This is a genomic window from Pseudoalteromonas sp. ABV4_021 (assembly GCF_056159365.1).
In genome coordinates, this window is sequence record NZ_JBSWVB010000001.1 from 482,008 (window position 1) to 506,048 (window position 24,041).

The following is a 24,041-nucleotide window of genomic DNA, read 5'->3' on the forward strand; positions in this document are numbered from 1 at the left end:
GCATTTATAGCCCCTAATCAAGCAAAAAAGGCTATCGTATCAAAGCTCGCTGAGATTACCAATGCGAGATTGTTGCGCCAGCAGAAATGAGTTTAAAACTCTAAAGTTCATAGTTGGTGCAAGCAACTCACCTTGCATAAAGTCGCATTGACACTGATTGACAATATCGGCAAATTCTTGGTTATCAACATCGATGGCGGTTACGGTTAGATCTAGCCCTTTGGCAACTTCAACCATTGCGCTAAGTAATAAGGTAAGCTTATGGCCTTGCATATTACCTTTGGTAAATAAGTGGCCAATTCTGACGTCACTAAAGCCTGAATCTGGCGCTTCGAACAAGCGATCTAGGTCACCGTGGAAATTGTCTAAACCGAATTTGAAGCCTAAATCAGTGAGCTTTTGCAGTGTCTCTTTTAACTGGCTCATTTCACTGTTGATCGGTTGTTGGGTGTAGATCATGATATCTTCAGTATCAATATGCGTTACCTTTTCAGATAACCAACCGACAAAGCCACTATGGTTTAGTTGACTGAGTGACAGAGTAAGCGACAACTGACAGTTTAAATGGCTGTCTTTTAATGTTGATATCGCATCAAACAGCTCTGAAAATAACCAGCGATTAAGGTGCACATTTAAACCTGTATCAATCGCGAGTTTTATAATTTCTTGTTGGCTAATTTCGCCAAATTCTTCATGCGGCCAAGCAAACTGACAACTTACTGACACTAGTTTTTTATTTTTTACGTGATAGACCGGGGTGAAACTTAATGTTAGCTGTTTTTGTTCGATGGCGTTGTGTAACTCTGAGGCAAGATTGAATTGTTGCCCAATATCCGTGCCGCTTTCTTTTTTATAATGCAATAGTGCAACGCCTTGCTGCTTCGCCTGAAACAGCGTTTGCCATGTTTTACGTAGCAATAAACCGCTACGTTGGTTGCTATAAATACTCGAACACGTGACAATATGGCTCGATAAATTAAGCAAAATACCATCAATCATAAGCGATGACGGGATATGCGCTTGAATCGTCTGTAAGTGTTTATTTAGCGCTTCTCGGTTAGTGCCATGGTTGAGTAGTAGCGCGAATACACCGTCACGTAAGTAGGCGAGCTTTACGGTGTTTAGCCCTTGCTCTTCAATGGTTAAAACACTGGATTGATTTTTTAAAATGGGTTGCAGCGAAGAACACACCTGATTAACTAAATCTTTCTTCGCTTTAGGGGCCATATAAGGAATAAATTGGCCAAAGTTTTTCAGCTCAATAAAGCAGGTAATAAAGTTGTGTTGCTGTTCAATCAACTGGGTGATTTTGTATTTGTATAGGGTTTCATTAGGCAGCTGCGAGCTCGAATCGTGAGTGGCTTTAAAGTAACTTTCACGCTGTTGGTGTGAAAACTTATCAGCTAACGCCATTGCCATTAACAGTACTTCAAGTAGCACGCCGATTAAGAATGCATGACGTGTTAAGAAGGTGTGTTCGAGCACGCCTACTAAAACAAGAGGTTGCATTGCACCGCTAATTATTAGTGGTAACCAAGAAAAGAAGTAGTACTTAGCCCACACAAAGTCGGTAAGCAAGCGGTTGAACACGATAAGTACGATAGTGATATAAAGCGGTACCATGCAAACAAAAAATACCGGTGCGGCTTGGTATTCAGGTAATACTAAACTGGCCAGTGCACCAAGACATAAAATAACTAAGGTGCCACGGATCAGTGTATTGAATTTTGTTTTAATGGTGGCATAGCGCAAAAATAACGAGCCGAAAATCAACGCGCAGATAGCCACACTAAAGTTGCTGGTTACTACGTATTTTTGCAATAGGTATTGCATGGAAGTCGGCCAAATATAATAGCCAAAGCCTAACACAGAACCCATCATCATCAAGGTAGAAATGATATAGCCAATATACGCGAGATAAACACTGTCGCGAATACTGATAAACAGAATTAGGTTATACAGCGCAATCATCACGGCAACGCCGATAAATAACCCCCAGATCAAATAGCTAAACTTTCGTACGCTTTGAAAGTTATCTACTTGATAGATGTAAATGGGCGTTTTGCTAATTCCGCTGGTTTTAATACGCGCCAGGATGCTGGTATTGCCTTTCGCAGCAAGGGAAAATTCAAGGTGTGGGAAAGCTTGTTGGTGAATATTTAAATTGGCAACCGTATCACCCAGTTGCTTATGACTTATCACCCGATTATTTTCATCAAGCTGCCAAACCTCAAGTTGGTCAAGCATCGGGTTGTCAAAATGTGCAGTGAGGATCTCTGTTGCATCGGTACGATTGGTTACGGCTACTTTTACCCAGTAGCTTTGCGTACCAAATTGCCATGGAATATCGGCAATTTCTGAATTTTGAAACTTTTGTTTTAAAGCATCATCAAACGTGGCGTTGCTTTGCTCATCAATCCAATATGATGAGTTTAAATAAATCGCATGGGTGCGTTCAATTGAGTTGGTTGTTGGATCGCCAATATTAAATAGCAATGAGCCTATTACCAAGGATAAAGCCATAAATAGCAAACATGCTATAAATAAAAAAATAGGCTTTAACTGATTCATGGGCTTCCTTGATATTTAAGGGTTTTTAAAGGTTAGATGAATTTTTAATAAATAGGTAGCGAATAATACCAATTTAGTATGGCTGCTGTGTGCGTTTAAGACAAAAAAAATCAACCTACTCAGCGTAGGTTGATTTTTTGAACTGGTTTATAGTGGCTATTAGCTGTTATTTTCGCGAGCAATAGCGCGATAAGCGATATCGGTACGGAACTCAACACCTTGCCAGTTAATTTCATCAACCAGTTTATAAGCGTTTTGCTGCGCTTCAGTTACTGTGTTGCCAAGTGCTGTTGCGCATAATACGCGACCACCTGCTGTAACGACATTGTCGCCATCTTGCTTAGTGCCTGCGTGGAATACTTTTGTGCCTTCTGCGTAATCAACACGTAAACCAGAGATAGCATCACCTTTCGGGTAAGAACCAGGGTAACCAGCAGCTGCTAGTACGACACCCACAGCTGCGCGAGAATCAAACTGAATGTCAGTTTTATCAAGTTCAACACGGTTGGCCGCTTCAATCAACTCAACTAAATCTGACTGCAAGCGAAGCATAATTGGTTGTGTTTCAGGATCGCCAAAACGGCAGTTATATTCAATTACTTTAGGTGTGCCATCAGCAGTAATCATTAAACCTGCGTATAAGAAACCTGTGTAAGGGTGGCCTTCATCACTCATACCTTTAACAGTAGGGTAGATTACTTCGTCCATAATACGCTGGTGGATGTCAGCGGTAACAACTGGTGCTGGTGAATATGCACCCATACCGCCAGTATTTGGGCCTTTATCTTCGTTATATGCGCGTTTATGATCTTGAGAGGTAGCAAACGGAAGTACGTTTTCGCCATCTACCATTACGATAAATGATGCTTCTTCACCTTCTAAGAATTCTTCAATTACTACGCGGCTACCTGCATCGCCAAACGCATTGCCTGCAAGCATATCGCGAATTGCATCTTCTGCTTCTTGCTCAGTCATGGCAACGATTACGCCTTTACCAGCTGCTAAGCCGTCGGCTTTAACAACAATTGGCGCGCCTTTTTCTTTTAGGTAAACAAGTGCTGGCTCGATTTGTTCAAACGTTTGATAATCCGCTGTTGGGATTTTATGGCGTGCTAAGAAATCTTTAGTGAAAGACTTAGAACCTTCAAGCTGTGCAGCTGCGGCTGTTGGGCCGAAGATCGCAAGACCTTCTTCACGGAACTTATCAACTACACCAATTACAAGCGGTGCTTCCGGACCAACAATGGTCAGCTCAACATTGTTCTCTTTAGCAAATGCCACAAGTGCATCAATGTCTTCAACGCCAATTGCGATGTTCTCAAGCTTAGGTTCAAGCGCAGTACCTGCGTTACCTGGTGCTACAAATACCGTGCTTACTTTCGCTGACTGCGCCGCTTTAAACGCAAGAGCGTGTTCGCGACCACCACTACCAATTACTAATACGTTCATTGGACTATCCTACCTATTGAGGTTTTCTAAACTTTAATGTCATACGATCACTTTCACCAATAACTTGGTACTTGGCGATATCTTTTTCGCCCAAGGCTAAGCGTGGTGGTAAGGTCCAAACACCTTTTTCGTGATCGGCTGTATCTAATGGATTGGCGTTAACTTCACTTACAGCTTCTAAAACAAACCCTGCTTTTTCGGCATACTCAATAACCCAGCTTTGTTTTACATAACCAGAACGCTTGGCTTTTGCGCTATCGCGGTTTTCTGGTAGGCGATGATCAACAACGCCAAGAATGCCGCCTGGTTTTAATGCGCTGTAAAATGCTTTAAAGGCTTCGTTAATGCCTTCAATGTCTTTTTGCATATACCAGTTATGTAAATTGCGAAAGGTCAGTACCATATCAGCGCTTTCGGCAGGCGCAATGTTATGGTGAGTACCAGGATAAAACTCAGAAAGTGTAACGTTTTCATATACATCATCGCTTGCTAATTTATCTTGGAATTGATTAAGCGAGCGTTGGTAGTATTTCACTTCTGAATCGGAAGGAAAATGAGCTGCGAAATATTGACCATTTTGCTGTAATACTGGTGCCAGTATTTCAGTATACCAACCGCCGCCAGGCCATACTTCAACAACGGTCATCTCTGGCTGTAGGCCAAAAAATTCCAATGTTTCTTTTGGGTGACGGTATTGATCGCGCGCTTTATTGTCGTTTGAACGATTTTCAGCAGTCGCAGTTTTGGTAAGCAATGTATCGATATCGGTCGATGCACATCCAGCTAAAGTAAGCGACAGGGCAGTTACTAAGGCTTTTACTGTGAATTTCATTTTCTTCCTAGTTTTTATTTTTATTAAGCAACATTAAGTAAAATTAACAGCTTAGTGCAAGCGAGCAAAGTGCTTGCACTAATAAGTTTGCAAGTAAATATTAATGGCGGAAATGACGCATGCCAGTAAATACCATTGCCATGCCGTGTTCATCCGCAGCAGCGATAACTTCTTCATCGCGCATTGAACCACCTGGCTGAATTACCGCAGTAATACCCGCTTCAGCAGCCGCGTCGATACCGTCACGGAATGGGAAGAAAGCGTCAGATGCCATTACAGAACCTGCAACTTCTAGGTTTTCGTCGGCAGCTTTAATGCCTGCAATTTTCGCTGAGTAAACGCGGCTCATTTGGCCTGCGCCTACACCAATTGTCATGCCGTCTTTTGCATATACAATGGCATTTGATTTAACAAACTTAGCCACTTTCCAGCAGAACATTAAATCTTTTAATTCTTGCTCAGTAGGCTGTTTTTTAGATACTACGCGTAGGTCGCCCATATCAACCATGCCTTGGTCACGGTCTTGTACTAAGATACCGCCGTTAACACGTTTGATATCAACGCCCGTTGTTTTGTTTGACCACTGGCCACACTCAAGTAAACGTACGTTTTGTTTTGCTGACACAATTTGTGCCGCAGCATCTGATACGCTTGGTGCGATAATAACTTCAACAAATTGTCGAGATACGATTGCTTCAGCTGTATCAGCATCGAGTTCACGGTTGAATGCAATGATGCCACCAAACGCTGACGTTGGATCAGTTTTGAAAGCACGGTCGTATGCGTCAAGCAGGTTGTCGCCAATTGACACACCACACGGGTTAGCGTGTTTAACGATTACACATGCTGGCGCGTCAAATTCTTTAACACATTCAAGTGCTGCGTCTGTGTCTGCAATGTTATTGTACGAAAGGGCTTTGCCTTGTAACTGTTTTGCCGTGGCAACTGATGCTTCTTCAATGTCGTTTTCAACATAAAATGCAGCATCTTGGTGCGAGTTTTCACCGTAACGCATATCTTGCTTTTTAGTGAATTGGAAGTTGATAGTGCGTGGGAACTTAGACTCTTCAGTTTCCGCTGCATTTTCGCTGTAATCAGGTACTTGTGTACCGAAGTAGTTCGCGATCATGCCATCGTACTGTGCAGTATGCTCAAATGCAGCAATCGCTAGGTCAAAACGTGTTTCATACGTTGTTGCACCGTTGTTTGCATTCATTTCAGCGATAACGCGCTCGTAATCGCCGGCATTTACAATAATAGTTACGTCTTTATTGTTTTTAGCCGCAGCGCGTACCATTGTTGGGCCGCCGATATCGATGTTTTCGATAGCGTCTTCAAGTGAACAGCCTTCTTTTGCAACGGTTTGTGCGAATGGGTAAAGGTTAACAACTACCATGTCGATTGCAGAAATATTATTTGCTTCCATTACACCTTCGTCAGTACCGCGACGTGCTAAAATGCCGCCGTGAATTTTTGGGTGTAATGTTTTAACACGACCATCCATGATCTCAGGGTGACCTGTGTGGTCTGAAACTTCTGTTACCGCGATGCCGTTGTCTGCAAGTAGCTTACATGTGCCGCCAGTTGAAAGAAGTTCAACGCCTTTCTCTGAAAGCGCGCGAGCAAATTCTACAATACCGGTTTTGTCTGAAACGCTTAATAAAGCGCGACGAATTGGACGTAATGTATCCATGGTAGTTTTGATTACCTCAAAATTTGATTGATAGTGCGAGAAAACACTTAATTTAAACGAATATTTTAACTTACTTTTGCTTATAACTCGACGACCATTTGTCGCTTTTATAAACAAGACCTGTAGCGCTGGTCTTTACCTAAATTAAATTTGAACGTGAATTTAATTTAGTGTGTTTTTCGGGGTTAGAAAAACAAAAAAGCACCCGAGGATTCCCAAGGGTGCTTTTTATTGCACCGTTAGGTGCTAATTAGTTCATACCGTACTTTTTAAGCTTCTTACGAAGAGTACCACGGTTGATACCTAGTAAGATTGCTGCGCGAGTTTGGTTACCGCGAGTATATGTCATTACTTCTTCAAGTAACGGCGCTTCAAGTTCTGAAAGAACTAGCTCGTAAACATCTTGTACATCTTGACCATTAAGTTGCTTTAAGTAGTTGTGCACTGCTTTTTTACAAGCGTCGCGTAATGGTTGTGGTTTCTCTTGAGACTGAACATGTGCGTTAGTAATAAATGGAGAAGTCACGTTTTGTTCGAACATCGTCTTTCTTACTCTTTGTTAATTATCTGCTAGTGTTTCAAAGTACTTTTCTAACGTATCGATTTGCTCTTGTTGAGAGTCGATAGCATTAAATACTCGCCTAAATTGACCTTCACGGTCATGAGCCTGCAAATACCATGAGACATGCTTACGCGCAATTCGCACACCCATTACATCACCATAAAATGCGTGAAGATTTACCAAGTGTTCCATAAGAATACTTTGTACCTCGTCCATTGCTGGCTCAGGTAGTAATTCTCCAGTGGTGAGATAATGGTTTATCTCCCTAAAAATCCAAGGGCGACCTTGTGCTGCACGGCCTATCATCAAAGCATCTGCGCCCGTATATTCCAAAACCTGTTTCGCTTTTTGTGGTGATGTAATATCACCGTTAGCAACCACCGGAATGGAGACTGAACTTTTAATGTCCTTAATTGTTTGATATTCAGCTTCACCCTTGTACATACAAGAGCGTGTGCGGCCATGAACCGCCAATGACTGAATACCATTTTGTTCAGCTATGCGCGCAATCTCTACACCATTTCGATTGTCAGTATCCCATCCTGTTCGGATTTTTAAGGTAACAGGTACATCTACTGCATTAACTACAGCTTTAACGATATCTGTGACCAGTTCGGGGTACTGCAAAAGGGCAGAGCCTGCGAGCTTTTTATTCACTTTTTTTGCTGGACAACCCATATTGATATCCACAATTTGTGCGCCGTTTTTGACATTAAACTGAGCAGCTTCTGCCATCAGTTTTGGGTCAGCGCCGGCAATTTGCACACTGCGAATACCAGACTCACCGGAATGATCCATGCGAGACATTGATTTTTCGGTTTTCCAAACCTTAGGATTGGATGACAACATTTCAGATACAGCAAGGCCAGCTCCGAGTCGACGACAAAGCTGTCTAAACGGTCTATCTGTTACTCCTGCCATAGGAGCAACCATTAGGTTATTTTCTAACTGATAAGGGCCTATCTGCACAATAAATCTGGGTCACCAATCAAGGGGCGCTAAGTTTACGGTTTTTTTTGCAAAAATCAAAGCCTATTATTTATACAAAAGTGGTTTTTTTTTAAACTTTTGATATTGACTTTTTGTAACTGGCTATCGAGCGAAAAAAAAGGAAGATTTTTGTTAGCAAAAGTAACAAATCCTTAACTCAAACTGTGTTGAGCTAAGGATTTTAAAGGGGCGTAGCGTGACAGTGGTTAGCGCTTTTTACCTGCTACACGCATCCACTCGCCATCTTGTTGACTTGTTTCAAGTTCGGCATATTGACGATAAATATCTTCAACAGACGTAACTTGTTCTTCAAGAATACCTGATAGCGCAAACTGGCCACCTGATTTAAGTAAGCCTAAGATCACTTGATGTAATTCACGTAGAGGCTGCGCAAGAATATTGGCAACTAAAATATCGGCTTCAAACTCAGGCTGATCTTCAGGAAGGTAAACTTCTAGTTGGTCGGCCACGCCATTACGCTCGGCGTTATCACGACTGGCTGTTAATGCTTGCGGATCAATATCAATACCAATAACGCGTTTTGCACCAAGCTTAAGTGCTGCAATACCTAAAATACCTGAACCACAGCCAAAGTCGACAACAGTTTTACCGCTTAAATCTAAACTGTCTAGCCAGCGTAAACACAGTGCTGTAGTGTTATGTGTGCCGGTACCAAAAGCAAGGCCTGGGTCAAGTAACACATTCACTGCACTTGGGTCAGGAATATCGCGCCAGCTTGGACAGATCCAGAGGCGTTCGCCAAATTGAATTGGGTGGAAATTATCCATCCATTCACGTTCCCAGTCTTTGTCTTCAAGCTGCTCTACTTTACAAACAAAGTTTTCTTGTAATATTGGCATTTGCGCGAGATGTTCGGTGATTGCTTGCATATCAACACTGGCATCGAATAAGCCAATTACAGTTGTGTCAGCCCAAAGCGTAACTTCGCCAAGTTTTGGCTCATAAATAGGTGTGTCTTTTGCGTCGACAAAGGTCACCGAAGGACAGCCTAGTTCCATTAGCTCATCACTAATTACTTCGGCATTTTCTTTGGTGCTATTAATGCGGATTTGTACCCACGCCATAATTTTTATCCTGTAAGAAAAAAGGCCGCAATGTGCGGCCTTTTAGTTTAACTGGTTACTTAGCCTTTAAAGTCTAAGAAGCTTTTCAGTAAGTCTGAACGAGAAGGGTGGCGAAGCTTACGCAGTGCTTTCGCTTCGATTTGACGAATACGCTCACGGGTTACGTCAAACTGCTTACCCACTTCTTCTAATGTATGGTCAGTATTCATATCGATACCGAAACGCATACGTAGTACTTTTGCTTCACGCGCTGTTAAGCCAGCTAGTACATCATGTGTTGCATTTTTGAGGCTTTCCATTGTTGCTGAATCAACCGGTGATTCAATGGTGCTATCCTCAATAAAATCACCTAAGTGCGAATCTTCATCATCACCGATTGGTGTTTCCATTGAGATTGGCTCTTTTGCAATTTTCAGTACTTTACGGATCTTGTCTTCCGGCATGATCATGCGTTCAGCAAGCTCTTCTGGCGACGGCTCGCGACCCATTTCCTGTAACATTTGACGTGAAATACGATTTAGTTTGTTAATCGTTTCAATCATATGTACTGGAATACGGATAGTACGCGCTTGGTCAGCAATTGAACGTGTAATTGCCTGACGGATCCACCATGTTGCATAAGTTGAGAACTTATAACCACGGCGGTATTCAAACTTATCAACCGCTTTCATTAGACCGATGTTACCTTCCTGGATTAAATCAAGGAATTGTAAGCCACGGTTGGTGTATTTTTTCGCAATTGAAATTACAAGACGTAAGTTCGCTTCAACCATCTCTTTCTTCGCGCGGCGTGCTTTTGCTTCACCGATTGACATACGACGGTTGATGTCTTTGATACGCTCTAGGTTTAGACCTGTGCTTTCTTCCATTTGGCGTAGTTTGTTAATGCAACGCTCAACCTCAAACTTCACTTCTGCAAGTTTGTTTGAGTATAGTTCGCCAGATGCGATTTCACGGTCTAACCATGCCGAATCCGTTTCGTTATTTGCGAAGTTTTTAACGAAAGTTTTCTTTGGCATTTTAGCAATTTGAACAACTTGCTTCATGATGATGCGTTCTTGAACGCGAATACGGTCCATCATGTCGCGCATGTTTTTAACCATGCGGTCAAATTGCTTAGGCATTAGTTTAAAGGTACGGAAGTGCTCACCGATTTCAGCGATAATAGCTACTGCGTCTGGGTGAGAGCGGCCTTTCTCTTCAAAAATACCACGCGCTTGATTATAAAGGTTACGTAGCTTTTCAAAGTTTTCTGCAGCTTCTTCAGGGCACGGACCTGTATCTGCCTCTTCCTCATCATCGTCATCATCGTCGTCACTTTTTAGATCTGAATCTTCATCATCCAGTTGTTCTTCAGAAAGTTCCGAACCAATGTGAGTTGCAGAGATCATTGTTTCGTCTGCGTCAGGATCGTAGAAGCCGCTGATAATGTCGCTTAAGCGCACGTCTTCAGCAAGGTAGTTATCCCATTGCTCAAGTAAGTAATTGATTGCTTCTGGGTATTCTGCAACAGAAACCTGTACTTGGTTGATACCGTCTTCGATACGTTTAGCGATGTCGATTTCGCCTTCACGTGTTAGAAGCTCTACAGTACCCATTTCACGCATATACATGCGAACCGGATCTGTTGTACGACCGATTTCTTTTTCTACCGTAGCTAGGGCAGCCGCTGCCGCTTCTGCAGCATCTTCATCGGTAGTTGTTTCTTGCATCATAAGTTCATCGGCATCAGGTGCATTTTCTACTACCTGGATACCCATGTCGTTGATCATGCCGATGATGTCTTCAACTTGTTCCGAATCTATGATGTCTTGTGGAAGGTGGTCGTTAACTTCGGCAAATGTAAGGTAACCTTGCTCTTTACCTTTTTGAATGAGGAGTTTTAGCTGTGACTGAGGAGTTTGCTCCATAGAGGTATTCTCTTCCACTCTGATAAGTTGATACAACGGGCGTCTTAAACAACTTGATACAAGACGCAGTGAATAGGGCAGTATAACACGAAAGGTTGAATTTGGCTAGCTGTTATCTGCCTTTTAATGCAAGTGTGAGCATTGAATATTCTTGCTTTTCAGCTTTGCTCAACCCTTGCGTTTTCTCTTTTATTAATAGGGACTCTAGGCGCAAATTTAAACACTGATCTTCAATAAAATTAAAAGTACTTTGAAATTCGCTGGTTAGTGAATCTTGATTTACTTGATGCTGCCACGCGGCAAGTTTCGCCAATGGCGCATACTCGGGGCTTTCTCTAAATTGCTCAAGCAGTTGCGCTGTGGTATTGGTTTTATCTAGGGCGAGTTTTTGCAATTGAATAAAGAGCTTGATACCCGGTACATCCATCTGCGCTAATTCTGGCTGGAATGGTACTTCACTGGCAAGTTCTGGATGCTGTAATAGCAAACCAATTGCGCGTCGCATTGGTGTTATTTTAAATTTCTTAGCAAGTCCCTGTTGCTGCTTTGGTGTGTTTATTTTCTTTTGTAGCTGAGCGCGGGTGCGGCCAATCAGACGTGCTAATTTATCGAGTAAATTATCCTGATAGTAGTCGCTTGGGACCTTTTCAATCAGTGGCAACGCCTGTTGTAAAAGTTTTGATTTGCCTGCGTCTGTAGTCAGGTTAATTTCCTGTGCAAGTCTATCAAACAAGTATACCGAGAAATCAGTGGCATCGTCGTAACGTAATTCAAACGCTTCACGACCTTCTTTTTGTACTAATGAGTCAGGGTCTTCGCCATCAGGTAAAAATACAAACTCGAGTGATTTACCATGATTTAAATATGGCAGCGCATTTTCCAGTGCTCGCCACGCAGCATCGCGCCCTGCACGGTCACCATCGTAACAACAAATTATGCGGTCGGTGGTTCTAAATAGGGTGTGAATATGCTCAGGTGTGGTTGCTGTACCAAGTGCCGCTACAGCATAGTTAATGCCTTTTTCAGCAAGTGCAACCACATCCATATACCCTTCAACTACCAGTATTTGTTCCAGTTTTTTGTTAGCGTGCTTGGCTTCATACAAGCCGTAAAGTTCAAAGCCTTTATGAAAAATTCGGGTTTCTGGTGAGTTTAAATATTTCGGACCATTGTCGTCGCTATTCATGATGCGTCCACCAAAAGCGATAACGCGCCCGCGTTTATCGCGAATTGGAAACATCAAGCGGTCGCGGAAGAAATCAAATTGGCGACCTGCTGTTTTTTCACTGGCAAGTTTTAGTTCGAGCAATTGTTTTTTGCTATCTTGGTTCTTCGCGAATGTTTTACACACGCTATCCCATTCACTGGGGGCGTAACCAATCATAAATTGTTTGGCAGTTTCGCCACTGAGCCCACGTCCTTTAAGATATTCGATTACTTGAGTGGAGTTGTCATGATGTTTTAATTGATGTTGGTAGAACTTTGCAACATGCATCATTAATTCGTAATCAGAGCGTTTTTGCTCAGTACTGACTTGCGGCCCTTGATTTGTGGCATTCTCACGAGGTACATCTAAATTGAGTAAACCTGCGAGCTCTTCTATGGCATCAACAAACTCGAGTTTTTCATATTCCATCATAAATGAAATGGCATTGCCGTGGGCGCCACAACCAAAGCAGTGATAAAACTGCTTATCTTGAGATACCGTAAACGACGGCGATTTTTCATTATGAAACGGACAACATGCCTGATAATCCTTACCTGCTTTTTTAAGGCCTACTTTGCCATCAATAAGATCGACAATGTCGGTTCTGGCTAATAGGTCATCAATAAAGCTACGAGGAATTTTTCCGGCCATGGTATATCGTTATTCGCGTATGTTGATTGAGAGTAGGGGGCTAGCATACCCAAAAATGAAAAATGACGCTAGACGTTATCATCTTTCAGAAATGAAGAAACCGAGCAAAAGCTCGGTTTCTAAAGCTGTTAAGGCCAGCAGTTATTGACTTGAGAAAGTCAGCCTTTAAAACTCTGAGTTAAGCGCTAAGCTTTTGCTTAATTAAACCTGAAAGTTTGCCCATATCTGCGCGACCTTCAGCTTTGGCTTTAAGCAAGCCCATTACTTTACCCATATCTTGCATGCCAGAAGCACCGCTTGACGCGATACATTCATCAATTAAAGTAAGAATTTCTTCATCAGTAAGCGGTTTTGGTAAAAACGCTTCAAGTACTTTAATTTCATTAGCTTCAACTTCAGCTAAGTCCTCGCGGCCAGCGTCGCGATACTGAGATTCAGAATCTTTACGCTGCTTTACAAGTTTCACTAGAATAGACGTGATTTCAGCGTCACCTAGCGTAACTTGCTCATCGATTTCTTTTTGCTTAATAGCTGCTAAAACCATGCGAATTGCACCAAGACGAATTTTGTCTTTAGCGCGCATTGCATCTTTTTGTGCATCTTTAAGTTGTGCTAAAAGGCTCATTTACAAGACCTAATCTAGATTAGTAAAGTTTTACGCGACGAGCGTTTTCGCGAGAAAGCTTCTTCATGTGACGCTTTACAGCAGCTGCTTTTTTGCGCTTACGCTCAGCTGTTGGCTTTTCATAGTGCTCGCGACGACGAACTTCTGAAAGGATACCTGCTTTTTCACATGAACGCTTAAAACGGCGAAGAGCAACGTCAAACGGCTCGTTTTCTCTAACTTTAATAACTGGCATTAAAAAATCACCTACTTAGTAATATGTTTCTACTTAAATGAGTTTTATTAGCTAAAACTTTAGCTAGTGCCACTCATCTCGGTTAAGATTTAACCGACTAGTTCAAAAATGGTGCGGCATTGTAATCTGAAGCACCACGCAATGTAAAGAATAATTATACCAAAGATGGTAAAAAGCTGACAAAAAATCTTAAAGCTTGTAAAATCGCCGCCTTAACTTAATTGAGCGTGCTTTGATTGGGTATTTAATTGTTATTTTAGGAGAGAAACTTGCGTATTTTGGGTATTGAGTCGTCTTGTGATGAGACGGGAATCGCGATTTATGACGATGAAAAAGGCTTGCTGGCTCATCAATTGTATTCTCAAGTGAAAGTGCATGCCGATTATGGTGGTGTTGTGCCAGAACTAGCATCGCGTGATCACGTACGTAAGACTATTCCTTTAATTGAGGCTGCATTTAAACAAGCGGGTTGTGGACCCGAAGATTTAGATGGTGTTGCGTATACCGCAGGACCAGGTTTGGTGGGGGCGCTATTAGTAGGTTCATCTATTGGTCGTTCGCTTGCTTATGGTTGGGATGTGCCCGCTGTAGCAGTGCATCATATGGAAGGCCATTTATTGGCGCCTATGCTTGATGAAGATGTTCCAGAGTTTCCATTTATTGCGCTACTTGTATCCGGTGGCCACAGCATGATTGTAAAAGTTGACGGTATCGGTCAATACACGATTCTTGGCGAGTCAATTGATGATGCTGCGGGTGAAGCGTTTGATAAAACAGCTAAATTATTAGGGTTAGATTATCCTGGCGGCCCATTGCTTGCCAAGCTTGCAGAACAAGGCGAACCTGAAGTGTATCGTTTCCCGCGTCCAATGACCGATAGACCTGGCCTTGATATGAGTTTTAGCGGGTTAAAAACCTTCGCTGCAAATACCATTAATAAAGAAAAAGACGAAGATGGCAATATTTCTGAGCAAGTGAAGGCCAATATCGCCCATGCTTTTCAAACGGCAGTAATTGATACCTTAGTAATTAAATGTAAACGTGCTCTGAAAGAATACGGTATTAAGCGTCTAGTGATTGCCGGTGGCGTAAGTGCTAACGTTTATTTACGTGAAACGCTAGAAAAAGTGATGACAGGTATGCAAGGCCGTGTTTACTACCCGCGCACTGAGTTTTGTACAGACAATGGTGCAATGATTGCTTACGCGGGAATGCAGCGTTTAAAAGCAAAGCAGTATGCACCACTTGATATGCGCGCTAAGCCTCGCTGGCCACTGGATGAATTGGAATCGATTTAACTTTTCGAATTAACCGCTGTTGCAGTTAACGTTTATCAAATAAAAAGCCGGGATTACTCGGCTTTTTTTGATTTTACTTTTGGCTCAGTACCCTTAAGCAAGCGCACAACGTTAGCACGATGGCGAAATACAATCAGCGCTGCCAGCATGGTTACAGGTAAAACATAAAGCGGTTTTATAAACCACGTAAATAAAGGCGCTAAACTTACGGTAATAATGGCGGCCAAAGAAGAGTATCCAGTCAACCAAATTAATCCAAGCCAGGTTAAAATTAATAAGCCGGCCAAGGTAAAACCTATGGGCAGTAAGCTACCAAACGCAGTTGCCACCGCTTTACCGCCTTTAAAACCAAAAAAAATCGGGTAGATGTGGCCAAGACATGCAGCAATTGCAATAAAACCTAAATAAAGAGGCTCTATCTTAAGAAAGTAAGCACCATATACTGGGATTGTGCCTTTCAGCACATCAAATATCAGCACTAAGCTTGCAGGTAGTTTGCCGCCAATACGATAAACATTGGTTGCGCCCGGATTATTTGAACCCGCTGTTCTGGGATCGGGTAAACGAAACAGCTTACAGATGAGCACTGCTGAAGAAATTGAGCCAAACAGATAGGCAAAGACAGTCATTAAGCTTGCTAACACAGCGTTCCTTATTTTTTCTTTAGCAAATATAGGCTATTATCTGCCGCTGATTCTTTTTAGCGGATTTACCCATAAGAGTACCTATTTTTTTCTCTAATTGGTATCCGACCACAGTATAATCGGGGTGAATACGGGTGCAAGATAAGGTTTTTATTAGTCAATTACAGGTTAATACCATTATTGGCGTGTTTGATTTTGAAAAACAAGCGAAACAACCTTTGCTTTTTGATGTTGAGATGCTGACAAATTTTGCCCAAGCTGCGAAGTCTGACAATGTTGATGATGTGGTTGATTATGCCAAAGTGTCAGCACGCATTATTACTCACTGTGAATCTACGCAAGTTGAATTATTGGAGACGTTAGCCGAGCAATTAACTACTATCATCTTAAATGAGTTTGCTGTGTCGCAAGTGGCATTGCGAATCTCGAAGCCCCAAGCTGTAATTGAAGCGCAAACTGTGGGTATTGAAATCACACGTAAAAAGCAAAGCTAATGGCACAGATTTTTATCAGTATTGGCTCTAATATCAATAAAGAGCATTACATTAAAGCTGCTTTAGCTATTTTACCTGAACATTTTGATAATGTTATTTACTCAAGTGTTTTTGAAAGTGAATCGGTTGGTTTTGAAGGGAATAACTTTTATAACCTTGTGGCCGCTGCTACAACCAATTTACCGCTTGAAGAAGTATGTGCTCGCCTTAAACAAATTGAGCGCGACCATGGTCGCACCCCTGCCGATAAAAAGTTTAGCCCACGTACACTCGATCTGGATTTGTTATTTTTTGACGAGGTGATTTGTGACACGCCAGCGCAATTGCCGCGTGATGAAATTACCAAAAATGCGTTTGTACTCTGGCCTCTTGCTGAAATAGCCGGTGACTTTATCCATCCTACAGTTAATCTGAGTATTGGTGAGTTGTGGCAAAGTTATGACAAAAATAAGCAAAAATTGTGGAAAGTGGAGATTTAAAATAAATGGGACTGATTGAAATTGTTGTACTGGCACTAATTCAAGGGTTTACTGAATTTTTGCCAATTTCAAGTTCAGGCCACCTTATTTTACCGAGTCAATTACTTGGCTGGCAAGATCAAGGTCAGGCGTTTGATATCGCAGTACACGTCGGAACATTGTTCGCAGTACTTATTTATTTTCGTAAAGATGTGGTTCAAATACTCTCTGCATGGTTTAAGTCTTGCGCCGGAAAAGGTCATACAGCAGAAAGCAAACTTGGCTGGTATATAATTCTGGCAACCATTCCTGCCGGTTTAGTCGCAGGTCTTGCAAAAGATTTCATAGAAGCTAACACTCGTGGTGCTGCGGTGATTGCAACGACAACCATCGTTTTTGGTATAGCGCTTTGGTATGCCGATATTAAAGCAAAAGAACACAAGAATATTTTCGATATTAAATGGAAAGCAGCCTTACTGATTGGCCTTGCGCAGGCGGTTGCCTTGATTCCGGGTACTTCACGTTCAGGTATTACGATTACCGCCGGTTTATTGTTAGGGCTTGATAAAAAAAGCGCAGCGCGTTTTTCGTTCTTAATGTCTATTCCTGTTATTGGTGGCTTAGGGCTAGTGATGATCATCAAGCTGATTTTAGATAACACAGCTGTTGATTGGCATGCACTGATTTTAGGCACTGCGCTGTCGTTTGTTTCAGCTTATACCTGTATTTTCCTATTCTTAAAGTTTATTGAGCGCATGGGCATGTTGCCATTTGTTATTTACCGATTAATTTTAGGGTTCGCTTTGTTTGCACTCATTGGGCTTGGTTATATCAGTGCTTAAGCACAATTTTTAAGATAAGAAATGTAAAAGGCTAAGAGTAATTCTTAGCCTTTTTGTTTTGCTTTTATTATGGCTAAGAGCTCAGTCTTAGGAGTTTGCTTTTTGCTAAGATAGTAAAATTTTGTCTAAGTCAAAGCTTCATTTGATGAAGGTAACTTGATAATTTAGTGATGATTTTGTTTTTGTAATGGGTACGATTGGTTTGCGTCTATTATTTGTATTATTTTGCGTTGTTGTTTCATTTTATATTGATGCTACGACCGATATTCAAAATAATGATGTTTCTGAGCTAACAGCAACACAAGTTCAACCAACTGTATGGCAGGAGTTATCATCCTTGGTGTTGCCTGAAGGTCAACCTGCGCTCAAAAGGTCGAGCTATGTGAATTTGGATAAAGCTCAGGCTACTCAATGGCAAGCAACAAAAAATATAGCTATCAAACGAGGAGCTGTTAGGCTAACTGAAGTTACCAAAGCTGCTTTTATTGAGGTTCCACACGCCAACGACATGCCAAAATGGCAGACAGTAAAGCCGATGCAATATGAGCTTAACACGCTTTTTGATATTCGACATTTTTCCATGCGTCAAGGCTTACCAACAGGGGCTATTTACCAGACGTCTCAAGATGAACATGGCGTATTATGGCTAGCGACAAATGGCGAGGGCATTTGCCAGTATATCTCAAATTCCTTCAGGTGCTTCAAAGAATCACATGGCCTTAATAACAATCGTGTATGGAAAATAGCAAATGGGTTGCAGGGGGAACTACTGTTTGCCACGGATAAAGGGTTAAGTAGTTTTGATGGTAAAAAATTTCGTAGTCTGCATATTAACGGCAAACCATTTTTAGAGAAAGTGAATGATATTGCTATATTAAATCAAGCAATATTCTTTATTACTGATAGTGAAATATACCGTTATCAAAATGGTGAAATAGCTACGACCTCTAACGCTATATCTTTGACGGTATTTAACCGTTTGGTTTCATTCAATGACTCAATATGGCTGGCATCTAGTAAGGGCTTATTTTTATTATCAAATGGGCAAATTAATCTTTATGAATTTCGCGATGAAGCTTGCAATGGAAATATCACCTCGTTAACAGGTGAGAGCAACTCAGTTATTTTTGCGGTTAAAGATCAAGGTATTTGCCGCATTGATATAGAAAATAGAAGTGTAAATAAACTTTTAGGAGTCACTGTTCCTAATGTGACTTCATTGCTATTTGATGAAATAAATAGATCTCTTTGGATTGGTGATGACAGTAAAGGAGTTGTTAAAATTCAAAACGATCACGCGCTGCGTTTCAATAATCAAAATGGGATGAATGCTGACCATATTCGTGGCTTGATGAAAGATAGCCAAGGTCATATATGGATTTCCACTTACAGCAATGGCATTAACCGTTTTAAAGAGAGTGGTTTTTCATTATTAAATAAGCGAAGCGGGCTTAGAAACGAACGTGTTAGTGCACTATCAAATATTAATAATCAACTGTGGCTAGGTCAGTACGGCGGAGGCATTCAAGTCTTATCCGATGGTCAATGGTACGAACCTGAGACACCTTTGATGAATCCGTACATTCATAGCATCACGCAAGACCAAGAAGATCGAATATGGATTGGTACACGGCAAGGTATTATGGTGCTTGGAGAAAGTGGCGCGACTCACATTGGCAAAGAGCAAGGTTTAACTGCCGATATCATTCACAAAGTGCTCGAGGCTTCGGATGGTTGTATTTATATTGCGTCGTCAAAAGGTTTGTACCGAAACTGTAATAATCAACTACAAAAGTTGATGCTCGAACAAGAGCAATACGTAATTAATGTGCTTGCAGATACCGCAAATCGTATTTGGTTTGTTACCAACGGTGGGGGGACACATTATCTTAATAAAGGCCATGTTTATCGTTTTACTGAGGAAGATGGCTTACCAAGTGATTGGGCTTATAGTTTAGAACAAGATAGCCGCTATATTTATCTCGGAACACGAAAAGGTGTTTTTGTACTCAACGAACAACAAGGTAAATGGCATGGTCAACAGGTTAGTACGGAAAACGGTCTCGCTAGTAGCATTGTGTTGGCACTAAAGGCATATAAGGGGTATTTATGGGTAGGCACGGAAGGGGGTAATAATCGTGTCGCTATTAGTTCATTATTTAACAGCCAAAAAACACCGAAAGTAAACACGTTTGCATACGATAATGGTTATTTGGCTGTGGATTCAACATTAAATAGCGCTGTAATAGATAACGAAAACATCTATTGGGGATCTGCTAATGGAGTAATACATTTTAACCCGGAGCAAATCAATTTAAAGTCGCGCTTAGCGAGTCGCATTATAGAAATTTACTCTCTCAACGAGGAGAGAGAATATCATTACTTATCTACTATTGAAGAGCAAAATGTTGCCACAGAATTTACACCTGACACTATTCAAATAACAATAAAATATGCGCATAGCGACTGGGCTTCACCTGAGCGTATCATGTATCAAACACGCTTGCTTGGCAGTAGCGATACATGGAGTGAACCATCAAGGCTAAATCAAATCACTTACAACAATTTGCGCCCTGCAAATTACGAGTTTCAGGTGAGAGCAATAAATGGTGGACAGGTTGGAGAGTCCGTTACTTATCGATTCGAGCTATTACCCCCATGGTGGCAAACCTGGTGGGCATATACGTTTTTTCTTTGCGTTCTAACTGCACTTATTTATTTGGTGGTGAAGTGGCAATTTGAAACAGTAAGAAAGCAGCAAAGAATCAAAGACCGAGCTGAATTTTCAGAAGCATTGCTCGCTCGGAAAAAACAGCTTCTTGCTGAAGTTTCGCATGAAATTAGAACACCACTAAGTGTACTTAAAATGCAAATAGAGGGCCTTGAATACAATATTGTTGATAATAATGAAAAAACATATGAGGTATTACATCGCCGTATTGGTGATATTAATACTTTAATTGTAGATATTGATCAGCTAGCAAATGCCGAACTACAAGAGCTGTCGTTAAATCTAGCAACTATGCTTGCGAAACCTTGGCTTGAAATGTGGTGTAGTGATGCACAAACACGTATCGCCCAAAGTGAAGGAATACACTTTTCCTTTAACATTAATATACCTGAGAGCACAACGCTTGATGCAGATAAAAAACGGCTTACGCAAGTACTTACTAACCTACTATCAAACAGCATTCGATATACACAAACACCTGCAAATATTGAACTAGATGCGAGTATTAAAAAAGGGAACCTTGTTATTACATTATCAGATAGTTCACCGGGAGTGTCTGATAGTGAGCTAACAACAATTTTTAAGCGGATGTATCAATGTGAAAATAATAAGGCTTTGTACAAAGGTGGTACAGGACTTGGCTTAGCCATTTGCCAAGATTTAATCGCACGCCATCAAGGTGAAATCTTTGCTGAGCATAGTGTACTGGGCGGTGTAAAAGTCACTATTAAATTAAAGGTAAGCGGCTAATTATTTTATCGCTTACCTTTAAGGCTTTAGCGTATACTATTCAAATATCCCAGCGATAGCCTGTTCTCTTGCACGCGCTAGCTGTAGTTTTATTTCAGCGCCTTTATAACCTTGTTTAATAATAGCTTGTACATCAATAGCAATGGCTTTTTTTGCCGCACTTTGTAGTTTATGAGCTAAGGCTGCGTGTTCTTCTCCTAGTAAGGCAAAGGTTTCAATAAATAAGTTTAAACGCTCAGGGCGTCGCCAAACATCTGCCTGATTAAAGAGTGCCAGTACCTGTTCTACTGATGCTTGGTTGTGCTTAAAGATAGGCGCAAAGGTGGTAAATAGGCTCAGTGCATCAACATAGGCATTGGGTAAACGTAAACTCTCTGAAAGTGTTTTTACCTCAGTTGACGGAATCTCTTTTAGCCATAAACAAAAGGCGATAACAATTTGGTTTTCGCCAGCTACTTTCGTTAACAAAGTTGCAAGTTCTTGGCTGTAATCAGGTGACCAATGGTGTGCCAGTGGCGGAATAATAATCGGTAGCGCGTTTATTTTTGCAAGTACATCGGTAAATACATTGATTGCGCCATCGGAGAGGGACTTTTCAATTTCCAGCCAAATTCGTTCTTTAGTTAGGGTGTTAATTTCACCTTTGGCGACCATCTCTTGCATTAGTAATAATGTTTCTGGCGCGATTGTAAAGCCCAAGTAATGATAGCGAGCAGCAAAGCGTGCAACACGCAAAATGCGCAGTGGATCTTCACAAAATGCATCGCTTACATGGCGAAGACGTTTTTGTTCTAAATCGGCTTCGCCATTGAAAGGGTCGATAATATTGCCGTTTTCATCTTCCGCCATAGCGTTTACGGTTAGGTCGCGGCGAATTAAATCTTCTTCCAGTGTGACATCTGGTGTAAAGTCGCAAATAAAACCAGTGTAGCCTTGTCCTGATTTTCGTTCGGTTCTTGCTAGTGCGTATTCGTCTTTTGTTTCTGGGTGTAAAAATACAGGAAAGTCACTGCCAACTTGCTGGTAACCAAGCGCCAATAATTCATCTGGCGTACTACCAACTACCACATAATCTGATTCTTTAATTGGGCGATTTAATAGTTTGTCTCTTACTGCGCCGCCAACTAGGTATATTTTCATTGTGTTAGGTTTACACATAATAAATAACGATAATGATTGAAATCCTATCATAATTTGGAATTCGTTGGTGAATTGGTATGATAGGCTGAGTTTTTATTAAGCGTATTGAAGTAAGTGTATTTAGACTATTTTGGCTTAACGGATCAGCCATTTTCCATCGCACCGAATCCTGACTACCTTTTTTTAAGTGAACGTCATAAAGAAGCGTTGGCTCATTTAACTTATGGTTTAGGTGATGCCGGCGGTTTTGTGCTGCTTACGGGCGAGGTCGGAACTGGTAAAACAACGGTAACACGCTGCATGCTCGAAAGCATAGGTGATGAAACTCAAGTGGCGTTTGTGTTAAACCCATCGTTGTCTGAGTTAGAGTTACTTGCGAGTATTTGTGATGAGTTGCGTATTCGCTATAAAAAGTCAGACGCAACGCTTAAAAATTTGACCGATAAAATCAAAAATCGACTGTTAAAAAATCATAGCCAAGACAAACGTACTATGCTCGTCATTGATGAAGCCCAGCATTTAAGTGGTGCTGTGCTTGAACAGTTGCGCTTACTTACTAATTTAGAAACTAATCAGCGTAAATTACTGCAAATTATTCTAGTTGGTCAGCCAGAGTTGCAAACATTGTTAAAACGTAACGAGTTAAGGCAATTAGCTCAGCGTATTACCGCTCGCTACCATTTAATGCCACTTAATGAATCTGAAGTATTTGCATATATCAAACATCGTTTGCATATTGCAGGCTGCGATACCATGTTATTTGAAAACTCGGCAATTAAACGTATTCATCAATTAACTGGTGGGATCCCGCGGCTTATCAATTTATTGTGCGAACGTGCGCTAATGGGAGCGTTTGCTAACAGTCGTAAACAGGTTAACAAAACCATGATAGCAACTGCAGCAACCGAAATATTACCGCTTGAGGCGTCAGTAGCGCCCTCATCAGGTGTAAATTATCAGGTGTGGATGTATGCCTGCTTTGCTATAGTCGCTGTATTAACGGGCATTGGTTTGTCGTTTATTTTTTAAAAGAAGTATGTATGTCTTATATTCTTGATGCGTTAAAGCAAAATGAAACTTCGAGCCGAGGTGCTGCGCCAATGCAAGGCGATTATCAACAGGAATACCTGTTAAGTAGAAAATTACGTTTTTACCGTAATCTGGCGTTATTTTTAGGCTTTTTACTGACCCTTACACTGGGGTTTTTTATCGGTAAAGGATTGCAGACTCAGCAAACCAAACCTGAGATTGAAACAGAAGTTGTACAAAACAAGGCGACATCAAATAACCAAGTTACAATGCCACTTCAGCCGCAAGTGCCAGCAACGTCAGGTACTCAGCAACAAATTCAATATCAACTGGTTCCTGTGCCAGTTTACACTCAGCCGGTGGATGCAAATGCGCAACCTGTTATAGAACCGACACCAAGTGAAAAATCACAACCCAAAGCAGATGAAAATACGCGAGATGAAGCCGATTTATCTGAATATAAAGTGGTTGGCTATCAACAAGCAAAAGAACAGAGAGAGCAAACCAACGCCTTAATTGATGCGTTTAGCGAAGCATTTGAGCAGGCGCAAAATGAACCATTAGAACAGCAAGTGATTTCAGGTTCATCGGCTTCGGCACAAGTGTCGCCTATTCAATTATTACCTGAAGCGTTTAGAGCGCGTATTCCCGAAATGCGTTATCAAGCGCATGTATTCGCTTCAGAACCTAGTCGCAGTTGGATTAAGATTAACGACCGAGAACTCAAAGTGGGTGATAATATTAATGGCGTTTACATTATTGATATTGCTGCAGAACAAACCTTAATGCAGTACGACGGTGTGGAGTTTAGTTTAGCTGCGATGGAAGATTGGCAGTTTTAAAAA

At 41.4% G+C, this 24,041-nt stretch carries 20 protein-coding genes; 7 read left to right on the top strand and 13 right to left on the bottom strand.

The window, feature by feature from the left end:
• Positions 1-39 precede the first annotated feature (39 nt).
• From ACXAFE_RS02270 to rpsU, 11 genes are all read right to left on the bottom strand, one after another.
• Positions 40-2,571 (bottom strand): EAL domain-containing protein, encoded by a 2,532-nt coding sequence (locus tag ACXAFE_RS02270; protein ID WP_475147970.1) that lies wholly within the window; start codon positions 2,569-2,571, stop codon positions 40-42.
• A 159-nt stretch (positions 2,572-2,730) separates the two neighbouring features.
• Positions 2,731-4,020 (bottom strand): phosphoribosylamine--glycine ligase, encoded by a 1,290-nt coding sequence (gene purD, locus ACXAFE_RS02275; RefSeq protein ID WP_475147973.1) that lies wholly within the window; start codon positions 4,018-4,020, stop codon positions 2,731-2,733.
• Between the two features lie 13 nt (positions 4,021-4,033).
• Complete coding sequence (locus ACXAFE_RS02280) at positions 4,034-4,852, bottom strand: class I SAM-dependent methyltransferase (protein WP_475147978.1); 819 nt, start codon at positions 4,850-4,852, stop codon at positions 4,034-4,036.
• 100 nt (positions 4,853-4,952) lie between these two features.
• Positions 4,953-6,545 carry a bifunctional phosphoribosylaminoimidazolecarboxamide formyltransferase/IMP cyclohydrolase gene (purH, locus tag ACXAFE_RS02285; RefSeq protein ID WP_475147981.1) on the bottom strand — a complete coding sequence of 531 codons (1,593 nt, stop codon included), beginning with the start codon at positions 6,543-6,545 and terminating at the stop codon, positions 4,953-4,955.
• Positions 6,546-6,795: 250 nt separating this feature from the next.
• Positions 6,796-7,086 (bottom strand): DNA-binding transcriptional regulator Fis, encoded by a 291-nt coding sequence (fis, locus tag ACXAFE_RS02290; RefSeq protein WP_010561030.1) that lies wholly within the window; start codon positions 7,084-7,086, stop codon positions 6,796-6,798.
• 18 nt (positions 7,087-7,104) lie between these two features.
• Positions 7,105-8,076 (bottom strand): tRNA dihydrouridine synthase DusB, encoded by a 972-nt coding sequence (dusB, locus tag ACXAFE_RS02295; RefSeq protein ID WP_475147984.1) that lies wholly within the window; start codon positions 8,074-8,076, stop codon positions 7,105-7,107.
• A gap of 227 nt (positions 8,077-8,303) precedes the next feature.
• Entirely contained in the window at positions 8,304-9,182 is an 879-nt protein-coding gene (prmA, locus tag ACXAFE_RS02300) for a 50S ribosomal protein L11 methyltransferase (RefSeq protein WP_475147987.1), read from the bottom strand.
• A 59-nt stretch (positions 9,183-9,241) separates the two neighbouring features.
• A complete protein-coding gene (rpoD, locus tag ACXAFE_RS02305) occupies positions 9,242-11,092 on the bottom strand; it encodes an RNA polymerase sigma factor RpoD (protein ID WP_475147990.1) in 1,851 nt (616 codons plus the stop codon).
• Positions 11,093-11,204: 112 nt separating this feature from the next.
• On the bottom strand, positions 11,205-12,950 hold the full coding sequence (gene dnaG / locus ACXAFE_RS02310; RefSeq protein WP_475147993.1) for a DNA primase: 1,746 nt from the start codon (positions 12,948-12,950) through the stop codon (positions 11,205-11,207).
• Positions 12,951-13,128: 178 nt separating this feature from the next.
• On the bottom strand, positions 13,129-13,575 hold the full coding sequence (locus ACXAFE_RS02315; RefSeq protein ID WP_054979112.1) for a GatB/YqeY domain-containing protein: 447 nt from the start codon (positions 13,573-13,575) through the stop codon (positions 13,129-13,131).
• 19 nt (positions 13,576-13,594) lie between these two features.
• Complete coding sequence (gene rpsU, locus ACXAFE_RS02320) at positions 13,595-13,810, bottom strand: 30S ribosomal protein S21 (protein ID WP_010362466.1); 216 nt, start codon at positions 13,808-13,810, stop codon at positions 13,595-13,597.
• 269 nt (positions 13,811-14,079) lie between these two features.
• On the opposite strand from rpsU, the gene tsaD reads away from it, so the two are divergent.
• On the top strand, positions 14,080-15,108 hold the full coding sequence (tsaD, locus tag ACXAFE_RS02325) for a tRNA (adenosine(37)-N6)-threonylcarbamoyltransferase complex transferase subunit TsaD (protein ID WP_475147997.1): 1,029 nt from the start codon (positions 14,080-14,082) through the stop codon (positions 15,106-15,108).
• A 53-nt stretch (positions 15,109-15,161) separates the two neighbouring features.
• Here tsaD and plsY read toward each other — a convergent pair whose 3' ends face one another.
• Positions 15,162-15,752, bottom strand: a complete 591-nt coding sequence (plsY, locus tag ACXAFE_RS02330) for a glycerol-3-phosphate 1-O-acyltransferase PlsY (protein WP_475148000.1) — start codon at positions 15,750-15,752, stop codon at positions 15,162-15,164.
• 134 nt (positions 15,753-15,886) lie between these two features.
• On the opposite strand from plsY, the gene folB reads away from it, so the two are divergent.
• The 4 genes from folB (at position 15,887) to ACXAFE_RS02350 (ending at position 21,027) form a co-directional block, all read left to right on the top strand.
• Positions 15,887-16,246 (top strand): dihydroneopterin aldolase, encoded by a 360-nt coding sequence (folB, locus tag ACXAFE_RS02335; RefSeq protein WP_475148003.1) that lies wholly within the window; start codon positions 15,887-15,889, stop codon positions 16,244-16,246.
• Positions 16,246-16,725, top strand: coding sequence for a 2-amino-4-hydroxy-6-hydroxymethyldihydropteridine diphosphokinase (folK, locus tag ACXAFE_RS02340; protein WP_475148005.1), 480 nt, complete (start codon positions 16,246-16,248; stop codon positions 16,723-16,725). The genes folB and folK overlap by 1 nt, the downstream gene beginning before the upstream one ends.
• A 5-nt stretch (positions 16,726-16,730) precedes the next feature.
• Positions 16,731-17,546, top strand: a complete 816-nt coding sequence (locus ACXAFE_RS02345; RefSeq protein WP_475148007.1) for an undecaprenyl-diphosphate phosphatase — start codon at positions 16,731-16,733, stop codon at positions 17,544-17,546.
• 187 nt (positions 17,547-17,733) lie between these two features.
• Positions 17,734-21,027, top strand: a complete 3,294-nt coding sequence (locus tag ACXAFE_RS02350; protein WP_475148010.1) for a sensor histidine kinase — start codon at positions 17,734-17,736, stop codon at positions 21,025-21,027.
• Positions 21,028-21,063: 36 nt separating this feature from the next.
• On the opposite strand, the gene ACXAFE_RS02355 is transcribed toward ACXAFE_RS02350, so the two are convergent.
• The gene (locus ACXAFE_RS02355; RefSeq protein ID WP_475148014.1) at positions 21,064-22,167 is read right to left on the bottom strand and encodes a tRNA nucleotidyltransferase/poly(A) polymerase-related protein; all 1,104 of its coding nucleotides are present in this window, start codon (positions 22,165-22,167) and stop codon (positions 21,064-21,066) included.
• A gap of 114 nt (positions 22,168-22,281) precedes the next feature.
• Between ACXAFE_RS02355 and ACXAFE_RS02360 the strand changes: the two genes are divergently transcribed.
• On the top strand, positions 22,282-23,196 hold the full coding sequence (locus ACXAFE_RS02360) for an ExeA family protein (RefSeq protein WP_475148017.1): 915 nt from the start codon (positions 22,282-22,284) through the stop codon (positions 23,194-23,196).
• Between the two features lie 11 nt (positions 23,197-23,207).
• Complete coding sequence (locus ACXAFE_RS02365) at positions 23,208-24,038, top strand: general secretion pathway protein GspB (protein WP_475148020.1); 831 nt, start codon at positions 23,208-23,210, stop codon at positions 24,036-24,038.
• The last annotated feature ends 3 nt before the right edge of the window (positions 24,039-24,041 follow it).